Source organism: Sphaerisporangium dianthi (assembly GCF_042654065.1).
GTDB classification, from domain to species: domain Bacteria; phylum Actinomycetota; class Actinomycetes; order Streptosporangiales; family Streptosporangiaceae; genus Sphaerisporangium; species Sphaerisporangium dianthi.
On the sequence record NZ_JBHSFP010000003.1, the window covers coordinates 172,217 to 196,199 of the forward strand.

A 23,983-nucleotide genomic window follows, 5' to 3' on the forward strand; every position below is an offset into this window, starting at 1 on the left:
GGGCATGTTGACATTCGCCGGGAGTGGGCCTAATGACCAGGTATGCATGAAGGGCTGAGCGCGCGGCAAGGGACGGATGGGTCTGACCGGAGCGGGACCTTTCCGAGCGGCTTCCTGTGGGGGGCGTCGTCGGCGGGGCACCAGATCGAGGGCGGCAACGTCGCGAGCGACTTCTGGGAGATGGAGCACGCCCCCGGCTCCGTCTTCGCCGAGCCGAGCGGCGACGCGTGCGACGGGTACCACCGCTGGCGCGAGGACGTCGGCCTGCTGGCGGGGCTCGGGCTCAACGCCTACCGCTTCAGCGTCGAGTGGAGCCGCGTCGAGCCGGAGGAGGGCCGGTTCTCCCGGGCCGCCATCGACCACTACCGCCGCGTCGTGGAGGGCTGTCACGAGCGCGGCGTCACGCCGGTGGTGACACTTCAGCACATCACCGTCCCGCGCTGGTTCCGCCGGTCCGGCTGGTGGACCGGCCCGGCGGCGGCCGACCGCTTCGCGCGCTTCACCGAGGCCGTGCTGCCGGTCGTCTCCGAAGGCGTCGGCCACGTCTGCACGATCAACGAGCCCAACTTCGCCGCGATGCTTGAGTACGACCTGGACCCGGCGCGCGCCGCGCGGGCGACGCCGGGCGCGGAGGGCGGACCCGCCGTTCCCGGCCCGGCCACCACCGAGGCGCTCGTCATCGCTCATCGCAGAGCTGTTGAGGTGCTGAGGTCGGTGCCCGGCCTGGCGTGCGGCTGGACGGTCTGCGCGGTCGACCACCAGCCCGTCGACGGCGCGGAGGAGGTCGCCGCCGCGTGGGCCCGTCCCCGGCAGGACGTCTTCCTGGAGGCCGCGAAGGGGGACGACTTCGTCGGAGTGCAGGTCTACACCCGCGAGCTCATCGGCCCGCACGGCCCGCTTCCCGTTCCCGAGGGCGCGGAGACCACCCAGATCGGATGGGAGTACTACCCGGAGGCCGTCGCGGGCGCGGTCAGGAACGCCGCGAAGATCACCGGGGGCACCCCGATCCTGGTGACCGAGAACGGCGTCGCCACCGCCGACGACAGCCGCCGCGCCGAGTACATCACCCGTGCCCTGCGCGCGCTGAAGGGTGCCATGGACGAGGGCGTCGACGTGCGCGGGTACTTCCACTGGAGCCTGCTGGACAACTTCGAATGGCTCCTCGGCTACCGGCCGACCTTCGGCCTGGTCTCCGTCGACCGCACCACCTTCGAGCGCACGGTCAAACCCAGCGCCCGCGCCTACGGCGCCATCGCCGGGACCGGCCGCCTCCCGGAATCCTGACCACCTCCTACCGGCCTCTTGCGCGGCCCGCCCGATGTCGCCTCGATGTCGTGGCCTCGCTCATCGCCGGGGCCCGGTGCACCAGGGACGGCGAAGTGCCGGGGACGCGCCCAGATCCGGCGCACGACCTGACCGGCCGAAATTCGGTTGCCCGGCCGAAAGGTCGCTGAGAGGATCTGCCAATGCCTGCCTTCGCCGCGTATGACGGAACCGAGCTCGCTTTCCAGGTGCACGGCGAAGGGAGCCCGGTGATCTGCGTGCCGGGCGGTCCGATGCAGGACCCGGTCTACCTCGGCGACCTCGGCGGTCTGTCCGCGCACCGGCAGCTGATCATGTTGAATCTCCGGGGCACGGGCGGGTCCGCGATCCCGCGGGACCTCTCCTCCTATCGCTGCGACCGCCTCGTCGACGACGTCGAGGCTCTGCGCGAGCACCTCGGCCTCGACCGGATGGACCTGCTCGCGCACTCCGGAGGCGCCAACCTCACGGTGCTCTACGCCGCCCGCCACCCGCAGCGCGTCCACCGGCTCGCCCTGATCACCCCGAGCACCATGGCCGCCGGCGTCGCCGTGACCGGGGAGGCCCGGCTTCAGGCCGCGCGCCACCGCCGGGACGAACCCTGGTTCCCCGCGGCCTACGCGGCCCTGGAGGCGGTCACGTCCGGCCGGGCCGCCGGAGGCGACTGGGAGGCCATCGTGCCGTTCTGGTACGGCAGATGGGACGCGGAGGCTCAGGCCCATCACGCGGCCGAGGACGAGCAGCGGAACGACGAGGCCGCCGGCGCCTACGCCGGCGAGGGCGCCTTCACGCCGGACATCACCCGCGCGGCGCTCGCCGCCTTCGGCGCGCCGGTCCTGCTGCTCGCCGGAGAGGCGGACGTGGCCGCCCCTCCGCCCGCCATGGCCGCGTTCGCCGAGCTGTTCCCGAACGCCAAGCTCGTCGTTCAGCCCAAGGGCGGCCACTTCCCGTGGCTCGACGACGCCGGCCAGTTCGTGGCGACCACCGCCGCGTTCCTGGGATGACGATCCGTCCCCGGCCGGGTGCGGCGCCTCCGCCTGCCGAGCCGCGAGCGCGGCGCTCCCGGCCGGAGCCGCGGATCACCGGCCGCGCCGTGCCGGGGACGACCGTCCGCGCCGTGCCGGGGACCGGCCCTGCCGGAGACGCCCGACCATGGGCGTGAGCGAGCGAACCGAGATGATCGCCGTCCCGCCGGGACGGGTGACCCTGTCCGACCGGCGGACGCGGCGCAGCTGGCCGGTCGAGCTCGCGCCGTACCGGCTCGCGGCGTTCCCGGTCACCCGGTCGCTGTATGCGCAGGTCACCGGCCAGTGGCCGGGCACCGCGCGCGGCGACCGGCTGCCCGTCGAGGGCGTGTCATGGTGGGACGCGGTCCGGTTCTGCAACGCCCTCTCCCAGAGCGAGGGGCTGACGCCGGCCTACCGCCTCCAAGCGGGAGCGGAGGGCGTCGAGTGGGACGCGTCCGCCGACGGGTACCGGCTTCCGGCCGAGGCCGAGTGGGAGCACGCGTGCCGTGCGGGCACGACCGGCGCCCGGTACGGGGAGCTGGACGAGATCGCCTGGCATCGCGGCAACTCGGGCGAGCGGATTCACGACGTGGGCGGCAGGCGGCCCAACACGTGGGGCCTGTTCGACATGCTGGGCAACGTCTGGGAGTGGTGCTGGGACCTCTACGATCCCGAGGTGTACGGCGCCTATCGGGTGCTGCGCGGCGGCGGGTGGTTCGACGAGTCCTGGAGCTGCCGCGCCTCGGTACGGCGCCGCAGCCACCCGGACCTGCAGATCGACGACGTGGGCTTCCGCCTCGCGCGCTCCGTTCCCGCCTGAGCGTGATGGCCCCGGCGCCGATGCCGCGGTCCACCCGACCCCGCCGCGGGTCGTGTCACTCCTCGCCGGAGAATCGCTCCCATGCGGACTGGCGGGTGATCCCGAGAGCTTCGCCGATCTTGCTCCAGGTGACGCCGCGCCGGCGCAGTTCCTGCACCCACGAGCGCAGGTCGGTCTCGGCCTGGTCGACGTGCGCGGCGACGCGGGGAATGTGGCTCAGCATCTCCGGGTCCGTCAACGACTCCCAGACGGGCACCTGGAGGGCTGCGGGGTCGGCGAGACTCTGGTCGATGACCGACGTGGCGAGAGCCACGCACTGGTCGCAGATGTAGACGCCGGGGCCGGCGACCAGCCTGCCGACCTCGGTTTGCGGCTTGCCGCAGAAGGAGCACTGAGCGAGTCCGGCGAGGGCGTCGGACGTTGTCACGGCAACACTCCTAAGGTGTGTCAGGGATCTCCTGACACACCTTAGGTTGTCAGGGATTCCCTGACAAGTGGTGTGCGTTACACGGCTCGCTCGCGCGTGGGCGGCACTCAGGCCGTGGCGATCATGAAATGAGCCGTTCCGTGACCGAAGGCGCTTTCCCCGGTTTCCCAGCTCATCTCGGAGAGGGAGTGGGGGGAACGGGGTCGCCCGTGGGAGTGCGTGACGGGGTGGGAATGGGGGGAGCGGGGTCGCCGGTCGGGGTGCGCGACGGGGTGGGAAGGGGAGGCACGGGGTCGCCGCTGGGCGACGGTGTGGGGACGGCCGGACCGCCGCACCTCACGCCGTTGAGGGCGAAGGAGGACGGCATGGGGTTGGCGCCGGACGAGTTGGCGATGAAGCCGATCAAGGTACTCGCGCCCGTGGCCAGGGAGCCGTTGTAGGAGACGTTGACGGCGTTCACATCGGCGCCGCTTTGGGTGTAGACGGCGTTCCACTGGTAGGCGATGGTCTCTCCGGCGGTGAAGGACCAGGTCAGTCGCCAGTTCGTCACGGCGTCGCCCAGGTTGGTGATGGTGACGTTCGCGGTGAACCCGCCTGGCCACCTGTTGGCCACCACATAGGAGACCCGGCAGCCGGCGGCGGCGGAGGCCGGACCGGCCACGGTCAGCGTCGCGGCGGTGACGCCCGAGGCGACGAGCGTGAGGGCCAGGAGGGCCTCCCGCCATCGCCGGCGAGTCTTCAAGGGGACGGCCTGCATGTCGGACCTCCTGTGCCGGGCGGGTGGTCGCTCACCGAGGTGCGGTGTCGGAGAACGGGTGTGGTCTCGCATAACGGATGTGGTCCGATTACGTCACGTTTCGGTGGACGGTCAATGTGGCGTGCCGTGCGGAACGTTCGCCGGTGAAGGATTCGCTGCTCCACGCGCATGGCCGCCGGAGGCGGCGTGAAAGTTGCATCGGTCCCACGGGAGCGCCGGTGCTGCTGAGCGGCCGGATCGGGGCGTTCTTCCTGTGAGAGCGCGGCCCACCTGGTCCACATACTGCGGCTCTGAACTTCCGGCGGAAAGCCGCGAAATGTTTCCGACGTATTGCGACAGGATTATTGACGCTTGAGTCGACTCGGGCCTAATGTCCCCAGATAACGATCGGCGTGGCGCTCGAAACTTTCGGTCTCTCCGCTATTCCGCGGAGGCGGTTCCCGGAACGCCAGGTCGGCGCGACGATCGCGGGCTCGGACGCGGGCCCTCCTGACGCGGGATCCGGCCTGTGCCGCATGGCTCTGGTCGGGTCTCGGTCGGTCTCGCGACCGAGACGTAAGGAGCACAGAACACGCCGCATCACTCTGCCCCGACGTCGTGGCCGGACGTCTTGAGACCGCCCGGCTGGAGCAGGCGCGGCGCGCTCGGCGCGAAGCGCCCCCCTCTCGCCCCGATCCAAGGCCTGGTCCAGGCGCGTCCGCCCGGCCATGCGCCGGCGAACGCCGCCCGCACCGGCTCTGCCGGCCACATCTTTCCTGACCACGCGCAAGTGAAAGAGGTCGCCGTGAAGTTCCGCATTGTTTCAGCGGCCGCGCTCGCCGCGGCTCTCACGGTGGCGGGCTGTTCCGGCTCGCCGGCCGGGACGCCCTCCGCTGGATCGGACGCCAAGTCGTTCGAGTTCTGGTCGTTCACCGGGATCAACGCCAAGGGTTCCGCCGCGGAGTACAAGGCGATCAAGCCGGACATCCAGATCAAGCTGACCGAGGTGGGGGGCGCGCAGGAGACGGCGCAGGCGCTCACCACCGCGCTCGCCGGCGGCAAGGTGCCCGACCTGGTGCTGATCCAGGGCGACGACCTGCCCAAGTTCGTCCAGCAGCCGCAGAACTTCGTCGACCTGCGCACGATGGGCGCCGACAAGATCAAGGGCGACTATCTCGACTGGGTGATCAGCCAGTCCACGGCCAAGGACGGCTCGATCATCGGCATCCCGACCGACGTCGGCGGCATGGCCATCGCCTACCGGGCCGACCTGTTCAAGGACGCCGGGCTGCCGACGGACCGCGAGGAGGTGGGCAAGCTCTGGCCCACCTGGGACGCCTTCATCGAGACCGGCAAGAAGTACAAGGCGGCCACCGGCAAGGCGTTCATCGACAACGCCGCCATCAGCGTCTACTCGCAGGTGGTGAACCAGGGGCAGGAGAAGTACTACGACCCCTCGGGCAACGCGGTGTACGACCGGAGCCCTCAGGTCAAGACCGCCTTCGACCAGGCGCTCAAGGCCGTGGCCGCCGGGATCACCGCCAAGCAGAGCTCGTTCACCGACGGCTGGAGCGCCGCGATGAAGAAGGGGGACTTCGCCGTCGTGGCGGCGCCGGTCTGGCTGCTCGGCGCGATCCGCGACAACGCCCCCGACACCAAGGGCAAGTGGGACATCGCCACGATCCCCGGCGGCTCGGGCAACTGGGGCGGCAGCTTCCTCGCCATCCCCAAGGCCGCCAAGAACCCGAAGGCCGCCTGGGACTACATCGCCGCCACGCAGTCGCCGCAGGGCCAGCTCAACCACTTCTCCCAGGCCAGGTCCCTGCCCTCGACCCCGTCGGTCTACAAGGACCCGAAGCTCACCTCGGTCAAGGACCCGTTCTTCTCCGGCGCGCCCATCGGCACGATCTACACCGACTCGCTGCTCGGCCTGAAGCCGTTCCTCATCGGGCCGGACAGCACCACGATCGGCACGGAGTTCACCAACGCCATCCAGAACGTCGAGCAGGGCAAGGGCGATCCCGCGAAGGCATGGGACGCGGCGGTGACCAACATCAAGAACGCGATCGGCAGTTAGCACCTTCTGCCACGAGCGCCGCCGGCGCCCGGCGTCCCGGACGCCCGGCACCGGCGGCGGGGAAGTGAACCACGCCCGTGACGACGAGCATCAGCCTCACCAAGAAGGCCCCGCCTCCGCCGGCGCCGGTGGTGGCCAGGCGGGGCCGCCTCACCGAGTTCCTCGCCCCCTACGCCTACATCACCCCGTTCTTCGCGCTCTTCGCGATCTTCGGCCTCATCCCGCTGCTGTTCACGTTCTATGTGGCGTTGTTCAACTGGAACCCGATCGGCGAGCATGTGTTCGTCGGCCTGGACAACTTCAGCAGGCTGCTCCAGGACGTGCGGTTCTGGAACGCGGCGCGCAACACCGTCAGCATCTGGGCGCTGTCGACCGTGCCGCAGCTGCTGGTGGCCCTCGTGCTGGCGCACCTGCTCAACCACGTCCGGCTGCGGTTCGCGGTGCTCTTCCGCATGTCGATGCTCGTGCCGTACATCACGTCGGTGGCCGCCACCGCGATCGTCTTCGCCCAGATGTTCGACCGCGACTACGGGCTGCTGAACTGGCTGCTCGGCCTGATGGGCTTCGAGCACATCGACTTCATCCAGTCGGTGCCGGGCAGCCACACACTGATCGCCGTGATGGTCACCTGGCGGTGGTTCGGCTACACGACGCTGCTCTACCTCGCGTCGCTGCAGGCCGTCCCCCGGACGATCTACGAGGCGGCCGCGGTGGACGGCGCCGGCAGCCTGCGGCAGTTCATTCACATCTCCATCCCCGCGCTGCGGCCGGTCATCGTCTTCACCATCGTGACCTCGACCATCTACGGGCTGCAGATCTTCACCGAGCCCCTGCTCATCTCCCGGAGCGCGCCGAACACGTGCGGGCCGATCCGTCAGTGCCAGACGCTGACCCTCTTCCTGTTCGAGCAGGGCTTCACCCAGTTCAAGTTCGGTTACGCCGCGGCCATCGGCGTGGCGCTGTTCGTCATGGTCGTCGCGTTCGCCGGGCTCAATTACCTGCTGTCCACCCGGATCCGCCCGGAGAGGGCATAAGGGAGCGATCATGAGTAGGACGACACCGCGGTCCGGCGACCGCCTCCGATGGTGGGTCTACGCTCTGCTGGGCCTGGCCGTGTTCGCCTGCGTGTTCCCCCTCTACTGGATGTTCGTCGTCGCCACCACCGACACCGCGGCGGCCACGAACCTGCCGCCCGAGATCGTGCCGGGCGGCAACTTCTTCCACCTCGCGGGCCTGGTCTTCTCGACCGTGCCGTTCGTCCGGTCGATCGTCAACAGCCTGGTCGTGGCCGGGACGATCGGTGTCGGCCAGGCGCTGCTGTGCGCGCTGGCCGGTTTCGCGTTCGCCAAACTGCGCTTCCGGGGACGCGACCCGCTGTTCCTGCTCGTCGTCCTCACCATGACCGTGCCGACCCAGCTCGCCATCGTCCCGCAGTACATGATCATCTCGTCGCTGGGCTGGGTGGACACGCTGCAGGCACTCATCGTGCCCGGCCTGGCCAACGCGTTCGGGATCTTCTGGATGCGCCAGCACATGGCCAACGCCATCAGCGACGAGATCCTCCAGGCGGCCCGCATCGACGGGGCGACCACCTGGCAGATCTTCTGGCGCATCGCGTTCCCGCTGGTGCGTCCCGCCGCGTTCGTGCTCGGCCTGCTCGGGTTCGTCTACGCCTGGAACGACTTCCTGTGGCCGTTCGTGGTGCTGAAGTCGCCGGAGATGTACACCGTCCAGATCGCGATCAAGGCCCTGCAGACGAACTTCAGCATCGACCTCGGGCTCGCCATGTCCGGCTCCTTCCTCGCCACGCTCCCGCTGATCGTCCTGTTCGTCTTCGTCGGCCGGCGCATGGTGGCCGGGATCATGGACGGCGCCTTCAAGGGCTGAGACCGGCCCCGGGCCGCCATCAGGCGGTCAGGCGGTCAGGGGGTCAGGACGACCTTGCCGGCGACGGTGCCGGACTCGGCCAGCCGCATGGCGTCGGCGGCACGGGTGAGCGGCAGCCGGGCGGCGATCTGCGCGGTGACGTCCCCGCGCTGGAAGGCGGCGAAGACCTGGGTGAGGTCGGCGCGCAGCCGGGCGCGGAACCGGCCGGCGGACAGTGCCTTCCCGGCCCAGACGTTGAAGAAGAAGGCGCGGCGGCGGTTGGGCAGCGCGTTCCACAGCCACACCCGGCCGAGCAGCTTGAGCACGGGCCACTGCTTGGACCCCTCGTCGTCCCGGGTGGAGGCGCTGCCGTAGGAGACGAGCGTGCCGCCGGGCGCGAGCATGCGCCATGAGCCGGTGATGCCGCGGCCGCCGACGTGGTCGAAGACGGCGTCCACCCCGCCGGGCGCGAGTTCGCGGACGCGCGCGGCGACGTCCTCGGTGTGGTGGTCGACGGGGACGACGCCCCGCTCCCGCAGGGCGTCGTGGTGGCGCGCGGACGCCGTGCCGATCACCTTCGCGCCCGCGGCCTGGGCGAGCTGCACCAGGACCGAGCCGACGCCGCCGTTGGCGCCGAGCACCACGATGGTCTGCCCCGCGCGCACCCGCGCCTTGCGGTGCAGCATCTGCCAGGCGGTGACGCCGTTGACCACCAGGGTCTCCGCCTCCGCCGCGTCGATCTCGCCGGGCACCTCCACCACGTCCGCCGCGTCGACGAGCACGTGGCTGGCCCAGCCGCCGACCTTGACCAGCGCGGCCATCCGGGTGCCGGTCAGGCCCGGCTCGACACCCTCGCCGGTGGTGAGGACCGTGCCGACCAGGTCGTAGCCGGGCACGAACGGGAACGCCGGCTGGTCGTAGTAGCGGCCGCGGCGCATCTGCTGCTCGGCGAAGGAGACGCCGGTCGCCTCCATCCGGATCACGACCTGGCCCGGGCCCGCGACGGGGACGGCTCCGTGTCGGATCTCCAGCCCTTCCGGCTCCACCTTGCCCGGCAGGACGACCTCGACGAGTCCTTCGGCGTTCATGGCGACCTCCACTGCGTGGCGCATCGAGTTATATGTGTTTGTGTTCGTTATAAGTTGTAACCCAGAAGCGCGGAGAGTGTCAATAGCTTTGGTTATACCTTCTAACCATCATTGCCGGCCGCTCGCGCCGGAACGGCCCGCAAGGCCGGCGGGCCGGCCTTGGGGTCAGGAAGGCCTGGGCGAGGGCGCCGGCCCGGCGTCGCGAAGCCGTGGCAGGAAGCCGTCGAGCAGACAGTCGAGCCCGTAGGCGAAGTCGAGGTCGGGGTCGCTCTCTTCGTCCTCCTGCTCGATGAGGCGGCCGAAGGTCGGATAGCGTCCGCTGGCCACCACGTCGGCGATGTAGGGACGGACGGAGGCCGCCCACTGCTCCTCGGTCAGGCCGTTGCGCCGCTTGGCCTCCTCTCCCGCCAGTTCGTGCAGCACGAACCCGGTGACGTAGCTGGTGGTCGCGCCCACCATGCGCGCCATCTCCGGCAGGCGCAGCCCCCGCCCGTCCAGGGCGGCCAGGGTGCACTCGAGGTGGCGCAGAGCGTTCGGGCCGAGCGGCGCCCGCGAGGAGGCGGCCGCGACGAACCACGGGTGGTCGCGCAGCACGGCGCGGGTCTGCGTGGCGATCTGCGCCAGCACCTCGCGCCAGCCGGCCGCCGGCTTCTCCGGAAGCTCGATCATGCCGTAGACCTCGTCGACCATCAGGTCGAGCAGGTCCTCCTTGTCGGGAATGTGCCGGTAGAGCGACATGGTGCCGGCGCCGAGGCGCACGGCGATGGCGCGCATGGACAGCGCGCCGAGGCCTTCCGCGTCGGCGATCTCGATGGCCGCGGACACGATCTGCTCCCTGGTCAGCGCCGGGCGGCGGGCCGGGGCGGTGGGCCCGACGCGCGACCACACCAGGCCGGCGCGCGACGCGGCCCCGCCGTCTTGCCGCTCACCCATCCCGCTCTCCCTTCGCGAGCCGGTACGGCCGCCGGTGCCGGCGAGCGTCCCCGCCGTCCATTATCCCGCTTGCGTACAGCGCACCCTGAAGCGTACGCTCGTCTCGTAATGCGTACTTAGTACGCATTATGAGAATGGAGAGGAGGCGGGCAGATGGCAGGTCCAGAGGCTCCCGTGATCGAGGCGGAGGGCCTGCGTAAGCGATACGGGAAGACGGTCGCGCTCGACGGCGTCGACCTGGCCGTGAGACCCGGCACCATCTGCGGCCTGCTCGGGCCGAACGGCGCGGGCAAGACCACCGTGGTACGCATCCTCACCACGCTGCTCCGCCCCGACGGAGGCGCCGCGCGGGTGGCGGGCCACGACACCGTCCGGCAGGCCGAGCTCGTGCGCTGCCGCATCGGCCTGGCCGGCCAGTACGCCGCGGTCGACGAGCTGCTCACCGGCCGGGCCAACCTGGAGATGATCGGCCGCCTGTGCCACCTCCCGCGCAAGGACGCGCGGCGGCGGGCGGACGAGCTGCTCCACCGGTTCGCCCTCACCGGCGCGGCCGAGCGGCCGGCCAAGACCTACTCCGGAGGCATGCGCCGCCGCCTGGACCTGGCGGCCAGCCTCACGGCCGAGCCGCCCGTCCTCTTCCTCGACGAGCCGACCACCGGCCTCGACCCGCGCAGCCGCGCGGGCATGTGGACGCTGATCGCCGATCTGGTGGAGGCCGGGACGACGGTGCTGCTCACCACGCAGTACCTGGAGGAGGCCGACCGCCTGGCCGGCCAGATCGTCGTCATCGACGCCGGCAAGGTCCTCGCCACCGGTTCGCCGGCCGAGCTCAAGGCGGCCAGCGGCGGGGAACACGTGGACGTCGTCGTGCGCCGGGACGACGAGGTCGAGACGGCCCGCGCCGCTCTTGCCCGCCTCGCCTCGGCCCGGCTGCGGGTCGAGCGGCACCTGCGGCGCATCAGCGTCCCGGTGACCGGCGGGCCGGCCGCGCTGGTCGAGGCGGTCCGCGAGCTGGACGCCAGGTCTGTCGGCATCGACGACATCTCCCTGCGCCGCCCCACCCTCGACGACGTCTTCCTCCGCCTGACCGGGCGGCCCGCCGGGCGGTCCGAGGACGCCCCCGCCACCGGCGAACCCACCTCCCAAGGAGCGGCATCATGAGCATCCCAGGCGCGCCGGTCCTGCCGGCGCCCCCCCGCGATCGGTGGGCGCGCCTGCGCTGGACGGCCGCGGACACGCTGACCATCACCCGGCGCAACCTCAGCCACATCAGGCAGGTGCCCGAGCAACTGATCGGCGTGACCCTCCAGCCGATCATGCTGGTGCTGCTGTTCGCCTACGTCTTCGCGGGCGCCATCCACATCCCCCAAGGCGACTACCGCGAATACCTGGTGCCCGGCATCTTCGTGCAGTCCATCTTCTTCACCGCGGGCAGCACGGCGGTGAACGTCTCGCTCGACCTGACCCGCGGTGTCAACGACCGGTTCCTGTCGCTGCCCATGGCACGGTCGGCGGTGCTGCTCGGCCGCACGGTGTCCGACCTGTTCGAGAGCGCGCTCAGCCTGGTCGTCATGGCATCGTGCGGGCTGATCGTCGGCTGGCGGGTGCACACCACCGCCGGCTCGGCCGTCGCCGGGTTCGCCATGCTGCTCACGGTGGCTTACGCCGTGAGCTGGGTGGCGACCTATGTCGGGCTGGTCACTCGCGGGCCCGAGGCCGCGACCGGCGTCGTCATGGCGGTGCTGCTGCCGCTGACCTTCGTGGCCAACACGTTCGTGCCGACCGAGGGCATGCCCGCGCTGGTGCGCCCCATCGCCGAGTGGAACCCGATCAGCGCCGCCGCCGCGGCGGCCCGCACGCTGTTCGGCAACCCGGGCGTGATGCCCCAAGGCGCGCCCGCCTGGCCACTGCAGCACCCGGTCGTCGCCACCATCGCCTGGTCGGTGGCGCTGCCGGCGATCTTCGCCCCGCTGGCGGTCCACCGCTTCCGCGGCGCGGTGGCCCGCTGACCGGCGGCCCGCCGACCGGCGGTCCGGGCCGGCCGCGCGGGCCGGCTCGACCGGCGGCGGTCAGGCGATCGCGCACCGTCCGGCCACGCCGGCCACGCCCGGCCGCGTCCGCCCGCGGCCGGCTGTCGGCGGGGAACGCCGACGTCCCGCTGACCCGGCGTTGATCGTCCGCTGACCTTCGTGCCCCTAGCGTTTCGGTAGCCGGCAGGGAGCCGGGAGATCGGACCGCGAAGGGGAATCATGCAGCGGCGCACGTTGCCGGTTTCGTCGCCCGGAGGACGAGGCCTGACGGGGGACGCCTCGCGCGTGGCCGCCCGGGTGCTCCTCGCCGCGTCCGCGCTCCTCCTGACGGCGACCATGTCCGCCTGCGCCGGCGAGGGGACGCGTCCCGGCGTCGCGGCCACGGCCGTCCCCGCGCCCTCGTCCACCCTCGCCGAGGCCAGGTCCGCGCCGCGCGGCGGCGCCAGGAAGGTCGCGGTCCGGGACGTCTACGCCAACGACCGGCCCGGGATGCTCAGCCCGGTCGTCGCCTCCTTCCCGTCGCTGGTGTACGTGCCCAACAGCGAGAGCGGCACCGTCACCGTCATCGACCCGAAGACCTACAAGGTCGTGCGCCACTTCACCGTCGGCCGCCGGCCGCAGCACGTGGTCCCCTCCTGGGACCTGAAGACCCTGTGGGTCAACAACAACGACGGCGACACGCTCACGCCGATCGACCCGGCGACCGGCAAACCCGGGCGGCCGATCCCCGTCGAGGATCCCTACAACCTCTACTTCACCCCCGACGGCACCTCGGCGCTGGTGATGGCCGAGCGGCTCAACCGGCTCGACTTCCGCGACCCGCACACCTTCAAGCTGCGCGACTCGGTGAAGATGCCGTGCCGGGGCGTCAACCACGCCGACTTCACCGCCGACGGCGCGACCATGCTGGCCAGCTGCGAGTTCTCCGGCCACCTGGTGGTGGTCGACCTGGCCGGGCGCAAGGTGCGCAAGGTGGTGCCCCTTCCGCATCGCCACGGCATGGCCCGCCACGGGAACATGCCGCAGGACGTCAAGCTGTCCCCGGACGGCGAGACGTTCTACGTCGCCGACATGGCGGCGGGCGGCCTGTGGCTGGTGGACGCCGGGAGCTTCGCGGTCCGGGACTTCGTCAGGACCGGCGCCGGCGCCCACGGGCTGTACGTCAGCCGGGACTCGAAGCGCCTGTACGTGTCCAACCGGGGCGCCGGGTCGGTGTCGGTGGTGTCCTTCGCCCGCCAACGGCCGGTCGACACCTGGCGCATCCCCGGCGGCGGCTCGCCCGACATGGGCGGGGTGTCCGCCGACGGCCGGCGGCTGTGGCTGGCCGGCCGCTACCACGGGGTCGTGTACGTCTTCGACACCAGGAAGGGCAGGCTGGCCCGCACGATCCGGGTGGACGCCGGACCGCACGGGCTGGCGGTCTACCCGCAGCCGGGCCTGCACTCACTCGGCCACACCGGCGTCTTCCGCTGACCGGAGCCGGTGGCGTGCCGGTCAGCCGACCGGCACCTGGTAGTCCTTGGCCAGGTCCGAAACGGCGGCCTCCTTGACGATCACCGAGCCGCCGACCGCCGTCTTGTCCGGTTTGACGACGTAGGAGGCCCGGGAGGCGGGCTGGTCGATGCGCGAGAAGTCCATGGGCTGCCCGAAGCCGCCCTCCCACGAGGGCTGCGAGCGGTGCGCCTTCACGATGCCCTCGCGGCTGAGATCCTTGCTCTCGCACGCCTTCTTCAGCGCGTCGCCGACGATCATCGCGGCGCCGTAGCCGGCGCCCACGCCGCTGTCGACCGGCTGCCCGGGGTACTTGGCCTGGTAGTCGGACACCAGCTTCTGGATGGCGGGGATAGGAGCGCTCATGGGCGCCGCGGCGGTCATGACGGAGAAGCTCTTCAGCAGGGCGGGCGCGGCGGGCGTGCCGAGCAGCTGCGGGCTGTAGGCCGAGTTGCTGCCGACGAACGGGATGTCCATGCCCTTGGCGACGGCCACGCCGACCAGGGAGGCCGCCTGCCGGGGGCCCGCCGACACCATGATCGCCTTGACGCCGGCGTCCTTGAACGCCGAGACCTGCGCGCTCATGTCCTGGTCGGTGGCCTTGATCTTCTGCTCGACGACGGTCAGCCCCAGCTTGCCGGCCGCGTACTTGGACCCGTTGAGCGCGCTCTCGCCGTAGTCGCCCTCGAAGTACAGGTGCCCGATCTTGTCGCCGGACTTGACTCCCTTCTCCTTGGCGAGGTAGTCAACCCCATTGATCATGTCGATGTCGTAGGTGGTGCCGGTGACCTGGATGGCCTGGCCGCCGAGCAGGCTGGTGGCCCACGCCATGGGCAGCGTCAGCATCTTGTCGCCCTCGATGCGCTGCTTGAGCGCCGTGACCATCGGCGAGCCGATGAACTGCGGGACGGCGGCGGACTTCGGCCCTATCTCGGTGTAGGCGGCCACCGCCTTCTGCACGTCGTAGCCGTGGTCGCGGACGATGCCCTGCAGCTTGCGCCCGCACACCCCGCCGGCCGCGTTGGTCTGCTCGAAGTACAGCTGCTGCGCCTGCGTGAGGCTCTTGCCGAAGGAGGCGTAGGGGCCGGTCAGGTCGGTGAGGATGCCGAGGGAGATGGTGTCGGCGGTCACGCCGGGGCCGGTCCTCACCCCGTCTCCGCCGGTGGCGGGCTCGCCGCCCGTGGCCTTGCCGCTCGCGCACGCGCTCGCCGCGAGCGCGAGCGCCGTCAGTGCGGCGGCCGCGGTACCGATGCCGGACTTGCCCATGTCAGCTCCTGGTGTCGGGGGAGGGGGAGTGGGGGGCGGGCGGCGGGGTGAGCCGTGCCCGTGGCGTGCGGGTGAGCGTGGCCGCCCGGGCGCCGGCCGCCGCGCGCAGCCGGGTGAGCAGTCCGGCCAGGCCGCCGGGCAGGAAGAGCACCACGGCGATCACGGCGGCGCCGTATAGGATGCGGGCGGCCTCGGCGGGGGAGACGCCGCCGGAGCCGGGTTCGGCGATGAGCGGCAGGTCGTCGCTGTAGCGGGTGAGGAGCTGGGGCAGGAACGAGACGAACAGCGCGCCGAGGACCGCCCCGCCGATCGACCCGAGCCCGCCGATGACGATCATGGCGAGGTAGTCCAGCGACAGCAGCACGCCGAAGTAGTCGGGGACGGTCCGCTGGAACACCAGGGCGAGCATCACCCCGGCCAGCCCGCCGTACATGGAGGACAGCACGAACACCGCCGCGCGGTAGCGGGCGACCGGGACGCCCATGACCCCGGCGGCGATCTCGTGGTCGCGGATGGTGTTCATCGCCCGGCCCGGCCGGCCGCGCAGCACGCCGCGCGCGAACGCCGCGGCGCCCAGCACCAGCGGCAGGCCGAGGAACCACAGCCGCTCCAGCGAGCCGAACGGCACGTTGAGGACCACCAGGGACGGGGAGTCGGCGAAGACGAGCCCGAACAGCTCCATCGGCGGGACGGCCCGCCCGTTGTAGCCGCCGGTGAGCGGCTCGGCGTTGAACAGCAGGTGCTGGCCGAGGAAGATCAGCGCGAGGGTGGCGATGCCCAGGTAGGCGCCCTTCAGCCGCCCGGCGATCGGGCTGAACAGCCCGCCCGCCACGCCCGCCGTGAGCACCGCGAGCACCGCCGCGAGCGGGGTGGGCAGCCCGAGGCCGGCGAGCCCGTGCGACCCGCCGGCGGCCGGGTCGCCGGCGAAGTACACGTAGGAGTAGGCGCCGACGGCGAGGAAGAACGCGTGGCCCATCGACAGCTGCCCGGTGGAGCCCGTCAGCAGGGCGATGCCGATGGCGCCGACCGCCGCCGACATCGCGAACAGGCCGGCCTGCAGCCAGAAGCCCTCCAGGTAGAAGGGGACGGCGATCGCGACCGCCGCCGCGCCGGCCCACATCAGTGCCCGGCTCGGCCGGAAGCGGCTGTCAGACACGGGCCGTCTCCCTCGTGCCGAACAGGCCCGCCGGGCGCGCCAGCAGGATGACGACCATGACCAGGAACGGCGCGACGTCCCCGACGCCGCGCCCGAGGAAGGCGAGCTGGTTCTGGTAGCCGCTCATCAGCGCCTCGGTGACCCCGACGATCAGCCCGCCGGCCAGCGCCCCGGTGGTGGAGTCCAGCCCGCCGAGGATCGCCGCGGGGAACGCCTTGATCGCCGCCAGCGATGTGCTGCGGTCGAGCCCCGGCGTGGGGAACACGCACAGGAACAGCGCCGCCACGGCCGCCAGCGCTCCGGCCACCGCCCACGCGCTCAGCGAGACCCGGCCGAGGCGGATGCCCATGAGAGCGGCGGTCTCGGCGTCCTCGGCCGTCGCCCGCATCGCGATGCCCCAGCCGGTGAACTTGAACGCCAGCAGGAACAGCGCGATCAGCGCCGCGGCCGTGCCCAGCGCGACCAGCCGGGTCTCGGCGATCGTCACCTGCCCGAGGTGGACGACCGAGCCGCCCCAGGGGTCGCCCAGCGCCAGGATCTCGGTGCCGATCTGGCGGGTGAGCTCGGTGGTGAGCACGATGTCGACGCCGATGGTGGCGATCGCCAGCAGGGTGTGGGAGCCGGCGCGGGCCCGCCGGATGATGAGGAACTCGATCAGGGCCCCCACCGACGCCGCCGCGGCGACGCCGATCAGCAGCGCGGCCCAGAACCCGGTGACCGGCTGGAGCCGGGCCACCAGGTAGCCGCCGGCCAGCAGCAGCGAGGCGTGCGCGAAGTTGACCACCTCGGTGGCCTTGAAGATGACGACGAAGCCGAGGGCGATGAGCGCGTAGACGGCCCCGATGGAGATTCCGTTGAGGAGGAGCTCCAGAAAAGTGATCACATGTCCTCCTGTCCGGCGCTCGTGCCGAGGTAGGCCCGGACGACCTCGGGGTCGTCCTGCACCTGTCCGGGGGTGCCGTCGGCGATGCGGCGGCCGAAGTCGAGCACGGTGATCCGGTCGGCCAGGCGCATCACCATGCCCATGTCGTGCTCGACCAGCAGGACCGAGATGCCGAGGCCCCGCCGGACCGCGCCGATCAGCGCGGCCATCTCCGTCCGCTCCTCGCCGTTCATCCCGGCCACCGGCTCGTCGAGCAGCAGCAGCCGGGGCTCCATGCACAGGGCGCGTGCCAGCTCCACCCGCTTGCGCACCCCGTAGGGCAGCAGCCCGACCGGCGTGTCCAGGTGGTCGCCCAGCCCGGCGAAGCCGGCGATCTCCGCCGCCCGCGCGCGGTGCCGCGCCCATTCGCGGCGTGCCGAGGGCAGGCGCAGGCCGGAGGAGACGAACCCGGCCCTGGTCAGCCGATGCCGCCCCAGCATCAGGTTGTCGATCACGGGCTGGTGGGCGGACAGGGCGATGTTCTGGAACGTGCGCGCCACCCCGAGCGCGGCGATGCGGTGCGGCGGCAGCGCGGTGAGCTCCGCGCCGCCGAAGCGGACGCTGCCCGAGGTGGCGCGGTACACCCCCGACAGCACGTTGAAGCAGGTGGACTTGCCGGCGCCGTTCGGCCCGATGACCGCGTGCACGCTGCCCGGCGCCACGGTGAAGCTCACCTCCGACAGGGCGGTCAGTCCCGCGAAGCGCACCGTCACCGCCCGCACCTCTAGCGGCGCGGGGTCCCGGGCATCGTCGTGCGGCGCTGGCATACCGTCCGGTTGGTATGACGCGGTCATGGCCGCTCCTTCGCGATACCGTCCGGTTGGTATGATATGGTCATGCCCGCCACCTCCCGAGCGTGCGCCGCCCGGCGGACCCGTCCAGCGGACGCTCGGCGGCGGGGTCGCCCACGCCCAGGTAGCGCCGCCGCACCTCGTCGCCGGCGGCCAGTTCGGCCGTCGGGCCCTCCAGCGCCACTTCGCCGACCTCGAGCACGTAGGCGTACGACGCCAGCGACAGCGCCATCGCCACGTTCTGCTCGATCAGCAGCACCGAGGTGCCGCGCGCGTTGATCTCCTTGACGGTCTCGGCGATGCGGGCCGCCATCAGAGGCGCGAGGCCCAGCGTCGGCTCGTCCAGCAGCAGCATCGACGGGCGCGCCATCAGGGCCCGCCCGATCGCGAGCATCTGCTGCTCGCCGCCCGACAGCAGGCCCGCCCGCTGATGGGCGCGCTCGGCCAGCACGGGGAACAGGGCGAGGACCTCCTCGCGCGCCGCCGCCGACCGTCTGCCGCCGCCGAGCCCGCCGGCGCGCAGGTTCTCCTCCACGGTCATGCGAGCGAACACCCGGCGGCCCTCGGGGACCTGCGTCACGCCGCGCGCCACCACGGCGGGGGCGGCCAGGCCGGACAGCCGCGTCCCCGACCACGAGACCTTCCCGCCGCCGATCGCCCCGCGGTGGAAGCGCAGCGTCCCGGAGATCGCCCGGAGCAGCGTGCTCTTGCCCGCGCCGTTCGCGCCCAGCACGGCGACGACGGACCCCGCGGGCACCCGTAAGGACACTCCGCGCAGCGCGGGCACCGCGCCGTAGTTCACCGCCAGTCCGCTGACGGCCAGCCCCGTGCCGGCGGGGGGCGCCGTGGCCACCATGTGCTCCTCCTGTGGGTCGGTGAGCCACATACGAACGCCGCTCGCGCACCGCCGTCCAGATGCGGCGGTGAAGTCGCAACCGGTGCCCACCGTCGCGGGAGGAGCGTTGTGCGCCCGCACAACGGCACGTCACGAAACGAAACCGAACCTTGTTCCGGACGGGAGGCGGGTGGCACGCTACGAAAGATGCCCGTCAAGCGAAACGAGCACGTGGACGACGACATCCGGCACGTCCTGCGCATCGGCGCCGCGCGGCTGCTGGAACGCCTGCCCGAGCTGGCCGACGACCTGGTGGGCCGGGTGCGCGAGGGGGACGAGGCCTACCGCAGGCTGGTCTCAGTGGAGGAGCACTGGCAGAGCACCGAGGAAGGCCTGCGCATCGGCATCTCGGCCATCCTGCAGCCGCCCGAGAAGCGCCGTGACCTGGAGTTCGCCCGCACCATGGCCCGCCGCCGCGCCGAGCAGGGGCTGCCCATGGACTCGCTCATGCGCATGTACCGCCTGTCGGCCCAGGTGACCTGGGCGGGGTTCGTCGACCTGATCGAGCGCGAGCACCCCGAGCTGCTCGGCGCGCTGGTCCGCACCGCCACCCACGTCTGGCACGCCATCGACAGGCAGGCGCTGACCGCGGCCGAGACCTACCGGCGGCGCGAGAAGGAACTGCTGGGCCGCGGCAACGAGCGGGTGAACGCCCTGCTCGACGACCTGCTGGAGGGCACGGGCGACGCCGCCGTCGCGCGCTCGGCCGCCGCCGCGCTCGACCTGCCCGAGCGCGGACGTTATGCGGTCATCACAATCAGGCTCCCGGTCCGCCAGAGCGCCGCCCAGGAGGCGGGGGACGACGCCCATCCCGAGACGCTCGGGGCGATGCGGTTGGTCTGGAGGATGCGCACCCAGTACGAGGTGGCCGTCGTCGCGCTCGGCGAGGGCACGCTGGAGGCCCTGGTGGAGGGCATGACCCCGGTGGTGTGCAGCTCGGCCGGGGTCAGCCCCGTCGTCGACGGGCTGGAGGAGCTGGCGTCGGCGCGCAAGCTCGCCGAGCTGGCCATGCGCACCTGCGCCGGATGCGGGCCGGAGATCGCCCGGCTGGACCGGCGGCTGCCGGCCGCGCTGGTGGTCGCCCAGCCCGAGCTGTCGGGCCGGCTGACCTCGGAGGTGCTCGGCGCGCTGCTCGCGCTCGACGCGCCCGACCGGGAGGTGCTGCTCGCCACGCTCTCGGCCTGGCTGCGCTGCGAGGGCTCGGCCGCGCGCGCCGCCGGGCTGCTCTACTGCCACCGCAACACGGTCTTCAACCGCATCCGCCGCGTCGAGCAGCTCACCGGCCGCTCGGTCTCCCGCCCGCGCGACATCGTCGAGCTGGCCCTGGCCCTGGAGGCCGTCCGCCTGCTCCCGGCCGTCTGACGCCGGCGCGCCGCCCGTCACCTAACGCCGGCCCGCTACCGGACGCCGGCGCGCTACCAGACGCCGGCGCGCCACCGGACGCCGGCGCGCCGCCCGACGCGGCCGGCCTCAGGACGGGCCGGCGGCCGGTTCGCCGGCCCCCTGCCCCCGGAGTTCCCCGGATGTGCCGGTGAGCCTGTGGTGCAGGCGGCGGGCCTGCCGCACCAGCTCGGTGACCCGCCGCCGGCCCGCCGTCTCGGCGACCACCGCCACCGCGCCCCGCGCGTCCGCCCATTCGGCCACGTCGGCCGCGAACGTCATCAGCCGGGTGTGCGCGCTGGTGGCCCGCTCGCCGGGCCCTGGCAGGCAGGCGGGCAGCAGGCCGGCCATCACCTGCCACACCTGCCGGTGCGCCCCCTGCTCGGCCGCAGCCTTGAGCGCGGCGATGACGGCGGAAGGGCTGTCTCCGCCGCGCTTGAGCAGGTCGCCGAGCTGCACGCCGGTCTCCTCGCCCGGCAGGCCGCCGGTGGCCGCCAGGCGCAGGAACGGCCCCACGGCCCCGCCGGAAGGGCCCGCGAGCAGGAAGTGCGCCAGCACCAGCGCCAGGCCGGGGCCTCCCGGCCCCTCGGCGGTGGCCAGAAGCTGGAGATCCTCGGCCTTCGGCTTTTCCAGCGGCCAGAACGACTTCAGCGCGTAGGCCGATCGGGCGGCGGCAAGTTCCCGGTGCCCGGCCAGCACGGCGAGGAGCATCTTGCACGACTCGTCGTGGAAGCGGAAGACCAGCAGGTCGCCCAGCACCTCCTGGTACTCGGGGCCGGACACGAACTCGGAGGTGATGCGGGTGTCCCCTTCGTGGGTGCCCCAGCACAGCACCGTCCGCGGCTCGGCGGGACGGCCGGTGAGCCACCGGGCGACCTTGCGCCCCGTCTCCCCGGTCAGGCGCGCCGCCCGCGCGGCGACCTCCGCGGGGACGGTGCGGCCGAGCCGGAGCAATGCCTGCCGCAGGTCCAGCGGCAGCGCCTCGGCGCCGTCACGTTCGTAGCCCTCCAGCCGCTGCACCAGCGCGTCCGCGTCGAGCACGCCGTTGGCGCGGGTCGGCGTGGCCAGCAGGTACGGCGGCAGCCGCCCCTCCACCTGCGCCCGGTAGACCTCGGCGAAACGGGCGAGCGGCATGATCTTCCCGGCGGGGCCGTGCGTCATCTCGGGAACCCGCTCCTCGACGGTCGCCCGCCACTCCACAGGCGCTCTGAGCTCCGCGCCGGGGTCGGTCAGCTCTCTGGCCATCGCCGCGGCCCACTCGGCGGTGCGCCACCACGGCCGCCACCCGTAGCGGTCGTCATCGCACCGTGCGGCGAGCGGGGCCAGCGCGCCGGCCAGCGCGGCCCGTTCCCGGCCGTCCGGTCGTGCCGCCAGCCGGACGAAGCCGTCCAGCCACATCTCAGAGCTCAGCCAGTCGAACTCGCGCAACCTGAGCCGTGCCAGCGCCTCGGGAGCCCGTGCGGCCGGCATCGGCACGGGCTCGGGCACGTGCGGGAGCGGCGCGGGGACGAAAGGCACGGGCTCGGGCTCGGACGCCGCCTCGCCGCCGAAGACGGCCGCAAGCCGCACACCCTGATGGGCGGGCAGCGTCGCGACGGCGTCCCTGATCGTCTCGGCGCCCAGCGGGCCGAACCGGCCCGCGTGCTTGACGGCCAGCTTCACCGCGCGCTCGCGGGCCTCGCCCGACTCGCACACCAGCGCGGCGGCCAGCGCGGGCGCGTAGGCGTCCACATCGGCGGCGGGGCCCTTCAGCAGCCGGTCGAGCCAGGCGAGCCCGGCCCGCACCAGCCTGCCCTCAGGACGGAACAGCAGCCCCTCGACGGCCTCGCCCGCCTCGGCCGGCGGCACCGGGCCTGATCGGCGGACCTGCCTGAGCGCCAGATCGGCGACGTTCGCCGGAGCGGAGGCGAGCAAGGCCAGATAGTCGCGAAGATGCGGGGCGGTCTCCTCGGGCGCCGGGTCGAGCAGTTCGTGCAGGCGTACGAAGAACCGCTGGTCGGCGGCCTGGCCCCCGCGCAGGAACCGGCCGCGGCAGCCGGCGAGCACCCTCTCGCGCTCGACGCGGCCGTCCGCGGCCAGCGCGGTCAGGGCCTCCGCCCACCCCTCGTCGGAGCGCAGCAGCCTGCCCGCGCCCTCGGCCGAGAACAACCGTGGCACCATCACGGGCAGCAGAGGGTCATCGGGCAGCTCGCCGGCGGCCGTGGCCGCCGCCCAGGCGAGGGTCAGCGGGTCGTGCTCGGGCGGCTCGGCCCCGGTGGCGCGCAGCAAGGCCAGAGGCAGCCGCACCCGCCGGTCGGCGACGGGCCGCGAACCGCGCAGCCGCTGCGCCAGCCGAACCGCGAGGTCGCGCTGCCAGGCGGCGGGCCTGGCCGCCACGACCCGCAGGATCAACGGGACGTCGTCGATCTCGAGGGGCTCGAAGCCCCGCTCGAAGTCACGCCTGTTGAGCCAGGCGGCGACGGCCGCGGCGCCCGCGATGGTGCCCGCGCCCGCGACGCGCATGGGCTCCATCCAGCCGTCGGCCGGTTCAGCGGCGGGGTGGTCGTGCAGCTCGGCCAGGGCGTACACCGACCGGCCCTCCCGCTCGGCCCGCTCGACGAGCACCGCCCAGCGGGCCCGGCGCTCCCGCTCGCGTTCCTCTTCCTTGAGCCGCCCCGCCCGGCGCGCCTCCGGCAGGTGGCCGGGCAGCTCACGGGCCACCTCGAGGCGCCGCGCCTCGTCGAAGCCGATCACCAGCTTCGCGACGGCGGCGGCGTCACCGTCGTCTATCGCCGTGCGGACCTCATCCCAGGCGTTCGTCATGAGCGCGACCATAGGGGAGCCCTCCGACAAAGAGCGGGGGCCGGCGTGCCGGGCCCGGTGGGCGCCCCGGCCCAGGGCAGGGTTTGTGCGGGCGCGGGCGGACGGGTGGCCCCGGGCAGGCGGCGGCACCGGTGGGCGCGGGGCGGTAAAGGCGGTCTGGGGGAGGGCGGGAGCGGCGCTGACCGAGGGTTGGGCGTCCGCTGACCGGGCTCCTCCTAGCGTGGCGGTGAGTGGTCGCGCCGCCCGCTCCGGCGCGCGTGAGGAACGGCGCCGGAGCGCGGCCGCGCGAGGGGACGAGATCGGAAAGCACCGCCTGTGACCAGAAGAGCGCTCGACATCCTGGGGCTTCCCCTGCTGCTGCTCGCCGTCGCGCTCGTCCTCGGCCTCGCCGCCAGGACCCCGCAGTGGACCGGCGCCGACCTTCGCCTGGAAGCGGCGGTGCGCGCCACGCGGTCCGGCCCGCTCACGGCGCTCGCCCACGCCCTGCACGCCGGATTCTCCCCGCCCGCCGGGGTGACCATGATCGCGCTGCTCGCCGCCGGCCTGCTGCTGGCCCGGCGGCCCCGCACGGCGCTGATCGCGTCCTCGCTGGTCACGGCCGGGTGGACGGTCAACTCCGCCATCAAGGCGCTCATCGACCGGCCCCGGCCGCCGGTCGCCTTCCAGCTCGTCCCGGAGCTCGGGCACGACAGCTTCCCCAGCGGCCACGTGGCCCTGACCATGTCGCTGGTGATCGCCGCGGCCTACCTCGCCCGCCGCACCCGCTGCTTCCCGGCGGTCGTCGCGGCGGGCGTCGTGCTGGTGGTCGCGCAGGCGCTCGCCCGGCTTTACCTGGGCGTCCACCATCCGACGGACGTGGCCGCGTCGATCCTCACCAGCACGGCGGGCGCCGGAGCCGTCCTCCGGCTGAGCGCGGCGCGCCGGGGCCGCCTCGCCGGCGAGCCCGGCCGGGAGGGCGTCTCGCGCGCGGTCACCGGACCGCGGTCCTAGCGCC

Annotated in this window: 21 protein-coding genes; 11 read left to right on the forward strand and 10 right to left on the reverse strand. The window is 72.8% G+C overall.

Annotated features, from left to right (window positions below; genetic code table 11):
• The first annotated feature begins 42 nt into the window (after window positions 1-42).
• From ACFO60_RS06840 to ACFO60_RS06850, 3 genes are all read left to right on the forward strand, one after another.
• Window positions 43-1,284, forward strand: a complete 1,242-nt coding sequence (locus tag ACFO60_RS06840; RefSeq protein ID WP_380838328.1) for a glycoside hydrolase family 1 protein — start codon at window positions 43-45, stop codon at window positions 1,282-1,284.
• 182 nt (window positions 1,285-1,466) lie between these two features.
• A complete protein-coding gene (locus tag ACFO60_RS06845; RefSeq protein ID WP_380838330.1) occupies window positions 1,467-2,306 on the forward strand; it encodes an alpha/beta fold hydrolase in 840 nt (279 codons plus the stop codon).
• 172 nt (window positions 2,307-2,478) lie between these two features.
• Entirely contained in the window at window positions 2,479-3,129 is a 651-nt protein-coding gene (locus tag ACFO60_RS06850) for a formylglycine-generating enzyme family protein (RefSeq protein WP_380838653.1), read from the forward strand.
• A 55-nt stretch (window positions 3,130-3,184) separates the two neighbouring features.
• Here the strand turns inward: ACFO60_RS06850 and ACFO60_RS06855 are convergent, their stop codons facing one another.
• Window positions 3,185-3,556 carry a ClpX C4-type zinc finger protein gene (locus ACFO60_RS06855; protein WP_380838331.1) on the reverse strand — a complete coding sequence of 124 codons (372 nt, stop codon included), beginning with the start codon at window positions 3,554-3,556 and terminating at the stop codon, window positions 3,185-3,187.
• A 172-nt stretch (window positions 3,557-3,728) separates the two neighbouring features.
• A complete protein-coding gene (locus ACFO60_RS06860) occupies window positions 3,729-4,313 on the reverse strand; it encodes a cellulose binding domain-containing protein (protein WP_380838332.1) in 585 nt (194 codons plus the stop codon).
• Window positions 4,314-5,097: 784 nt separating this feature from the next.
• Here ACFO60_RS06860 and ACFO60_RS06865 point away from each other — a divergent pair.
• From ACFO60_RS06865 to ACFO60_RS06875, 3 genes are all read left to right on the forward strand, one after another.
• Window positions 5,098-6,369: an ABC transporter substrate-binding protein gene (locus ACFO60_RS06865; protein ID WP_380838334.1), complete on the forward strand. Its 1,272-nt coding sequence runs from the start codon at window positions 5,098-5,100 to the stop codon at window positions 6,367-6,369.
• A 77-nt stretch (window positions 6,370-6,446) separates the two neighbouring features.
• Window positions 6,447-7,403, forward strand: a complete 957-nt coding sequence (locus tag ACFO60_RS06870) for a carbohydrate ABC transporter permease (RefSeq protein WP_380838336.1) — start codon at window positions 6,447-6,449, stop codon at window positions 7,401-7,403.
• A 10-nt stretch (window positions 7,404-7,413) separates the two neighbouring features.
• A complete protein-coding gene (locus tag ACFO60_RS06875) occupies window positions 7,414-8,256 on the forward strand; it encodes a carbohydrate ABC transporter permease (protein WP_380838338.1) in 843 nt (280 codons plus the stop codon).
• A gap of 35 nt (window positions 8,257-8,291) precedes the next feature.
• On the opposite strand, the gene ACFO60_RS06880 is transcribed toward ACFO60_RS06875, so the two are convergent.
• Window positions 8,292-9,323, reverse strand: coding sequence for a medium chain dehydrogenase/reductase family protein (locus tag ACFO60_RS06880; protein ID WP_380838339.1), 1,032 nt, complete (start codon window positions 9,321-9,323; stop codon window positions 8,292-8,294).
• Between the two features lie 165 nt (window positions 9,324-9,488).
• On the reverse strand, window positions 9,489-10,256 hold the full coding sequence (locus ACFO60_RS06885; RefSeq protein WP_380838341.1) for a TetR/AcrR family transcriptional regulator: 768 nt from the start codon (window positions 10,254-10,256) through the stop codon (window positions 9,489-9,491).
• 153 nt (window positions 10,257-10,409) lie between these two features.
• On the opposite strand from ACFO60_RS06885, the gene ACFO60_RS06890 reads away from it, so the two are divergent.
• From ACFO60_RS06890 to ACFO60_RS06900, 3 genes are all read left to right on the forward strand, one after another.
• A complete protein-coding gene (locus ACFO60_RS06890; protein ID WP_380838343.1) occupies window positions 10,410-11,417 on the forward strand; it encodes an ATP-binding cassette domain-containing protein in 1,008 nt (335 codons plus the stop codon).
• Entirely contained in the window at window positions 11,414-12,265 is an 852-nt protein-coding gene (locus tag ACFO60_RS06895; protein WP_380838345.1) for an ABC transporter permease, read from the forward strand. The genes ACFO60_RS06890 and ACFO60_RS06895 overlap by 4 nt, the downstream gene beginning before the upstream one ends.
• A gap of 240 nt (window positions 12,266-12,505) precedes the next feature.
• Window positions 12,506-13,759 (forward strand): YVTN family beta-propeller repeat protein, encoded by a 1,254-nt coding sequence (locus tag ACFO60_RS06900; protein WP_380838346.1) that lies wholly within the window; start codon window positions 12,506-12,508, stop codon window positions 13,757-13,759.
• Window positions 13,760-13,780: 21 nt separating this feature from the next.
• Here ACFO60_RS06900 and ACFO60_RS06905 read toward each other — a convergent pair whose 3' ends face one another.
• From ACFO60_RS06905 to ACFO60_RS06925, 5 genes are all read right to left on the reverse strand, one after another.
• Entirely contained in the window at window positions 13,781-15,043 is a 1,263-nt protein-coding gene (locus tag ACFO60_RS06905; RefSeq protein ID WP_380838348.1) for an ABC transporter substrate-binding protein, read from the reverse strand.
• A gap of 1 nt (window position 15,044) precedes the next feature.
• The gene (locus ACFO60_RS06910) at window positions 15,045-16,163 is read right to left on the reverse strand and encodes a branched-chain amino acid ABC transporter permease (protein WP_380838655.1); all 1,119 of its coding nucleotides are present in this window, start codon (window positions 16,161-16,163) and stop codon (window positions 15,045-15,047) included.
• A gap of 28 nt (window positions 16,164-16,191) precedes the next feature.
• Window positions 16,192-17,082, reverse strand: coding sequence for a branched-chain amino acid ABC transporter permease (locus ACFO60_RS06915; protein ID WP_380838350.1), 891 nt, complete (start codon window positions 17,080-17,082; stop codon window positions 16,192-16,194).
• Complete coding sequence (locus ACFO60_RS06920; protein WP_380838657.1) at window positions 17,079-17,888, reverse strand: ABC transporter ATP-binding protein; 810 nt, start codon at window positions 17,886-17,888, stop codon at window positions 17,079-17,081. Before ACFO60_RS06920 ends, ACFO60_RS06915 begins: the two co-directional genes overlap by 4 nt.
• 67 nt (window positions 17,889-17,955) lie before the next feature.
• Window positions 17,956-18,768 (reverse strand): ABC transporter ATP-binding protein, encoded by an 813-nt coding sequence (locus ACFO60_RS06925; RefSeq protein ID WP_380838351.1) that lies wholly within the window; start codon window positions 18,766-18,768, stop codon window positions 17,956-17,958.
• Window positions 18,769-18,954: 186 nt separating this feature from the next.
• Here ACFO60_RS06925 and ACFO60_RS06930 point away from each other — a divergent pair, with 186 nt between their 5' ends.
• Window positions 18,955-20,169 (forward strand): PucR family transcriptional regulator, encoded by a 1,215-nt coding sequence (locus ACFO60_RS06930; RefSeq protein WP_380838352.1) that lies wholly within the window; start codon window positions 18,955-18,957, stop codon window positions 20,167-20,169.
• A gap of 108 nt (window positions 20,170-20,277) precedes the next feature.
• Here the strand turns inward: ACFO60_RS06930 and ACFO60_RS06935 are convergent, their stop codons facing one another.
• Complete coding sequence (locus tag ACFO60_RS06935; RefSeq protein ID WP_380838353.1) at window positions 20,278-22,989, reverse strand: hypothetical protein; 2,712 nt, start codon at window positions 22,987-22,989, stop codon at window positions 20,278-20,280.
• 315 nt (window positions 22,990-23,304) lie between these two features.
• Between ACFO60_RS06935 and ACFO60_RS06940 the strand changes: the two genes are divergently transcribed.
• A complete protein-coding gene (locus tag ACFO60_RS06940) occupies window positions 23,305-23,979 on the forward strand; it encodes a phosphatase PAP2 family protein (protein ID WP_380838355.1) in 675 nt (224 codons plus the stop codon).
• Window positions 23,980-23,983: the final 4 nt, after the last annotated feature.

Excerpts from the sequence above, each read along its gene's own strand:
- ACFO60_RS06880 (WP_380838339.1), bottom strand. The coding sequence starts at position 9,323 with ATGAACGCCGAAGGACTCGTCGAGGTCGTCCTGCCGGGCAAGGTGGAG.
- ACFO60_RS06895 (WP_380838345.1), top strand. The coding sequence starts at position 11,414 with ATGAGCATCCCAGGCGCGCCGGTCCTGCCGGCGCCCCCCCGCGATCGG.
- ACFO60_RS06925 (WP_380838351.1), bottom strand. The coding sequence starts at position 18,768 with ATGGTGGCCACGGCGCCCCCCGCCGGCACGGGGCTGGCCGTCAGCGGA.
- ACFO60_RS06845 (WP_380838330.1), top strand. The coding sequence starts at position 1,467 with ATGCCTGCCTTCGCCGCGTATGACGGAACCGAGCTCGCTTTCCAGGTG.
- ACFO60_RS06890 (WP_380838343.1), top strand. The coding sequence starts at position 10,410 with ATGGCAGGTCCAGAGGCTCCCGTGATCGAGGCGGAGGGCCTGCGTAAG.
- ACFO60_RS06905 (WP_380838348.1), bottom strand. The coding sequence starts at position 15,043 with ATGGGCAAGTCCGGCATCGGTACCGCGGCCGCCGCACTGACGGCGCTC.
- ACFO60_RS06860 (WP_380838332.1), bottom strand. The coding sequence starts at position 4,313 with ATGCAGGCCGTCCCCTTGAAGACTCGCCGGCGATGGCGGGAGGCCCTC.
- ACFO60_RS06920 (WP_380838657.1), bottom strand. The coding sequence starts at position 17,888 with ATGCCAGCGCCGCACGACGATGCCCGGGACCCCGCGCCGCTAGAGGTG.
- ACFO60_RS06930 (WP_380838352.1), top strand. The coding sequence starts at position 18,955 with ATGCCCGTCAAGCGAAACGAGCACGTGGACGACGACATCCGGCACGTC.
- ACFO60_RS06935 (WP_380838353.1), bottom strand. The coding sequence starts at position 22,989 with ATGACGAACGCCTGGGATGAGGTCCGCACGGCGATAGACGACGGTGAC.
- ACFO60_RS06910 (WP_380838655.1), bottom strand. The coding sequence starts at position 16,163 with ATGTGGGCCGGCGCGGCGGCGGTCGCGATCGCCGTCCCCTTCTACCTG.
- ACFO60_RS06885 (WP_380838341.1), bottom strand. The coding sequence starts at position 10,256 with ATGGGTGAGCGGCAAGACGGCGGGGCCGCGTCGCGCGCCGGCCTGGTG.
- ACFO60_RS06850 (WP_380838653.1), top strand. The coding sequence starts at position 2,479 with ATGATCGCCGTCCCGCCGGGACGGGTGACCCTGTCCGACCGGCGGACG.
- ACFO60_RS06900 (WP_380838346.1), top strand. The coding sequence starts at position 12,506 with ATGCAGCGGCGCACGTTGCCGGTTTCGTCGCCCGGAGGACGAGGCCTG.
- ACFO60_RS06840 (WP_380838328.1), top strand. The coding sequence starts at position 43 with ATGCATGAAGGGCTGAGCGCGCGGCAAGGGACGGATGGGTCTGACCGG.
- ACFO60_RS06875 (WP_380838338.1), top strand. The coding sequence starts at position 7,414 with ATGAGTAGGACGACACCGCGGTCCGGCGACCGCCTCCGATGGTGGGTC.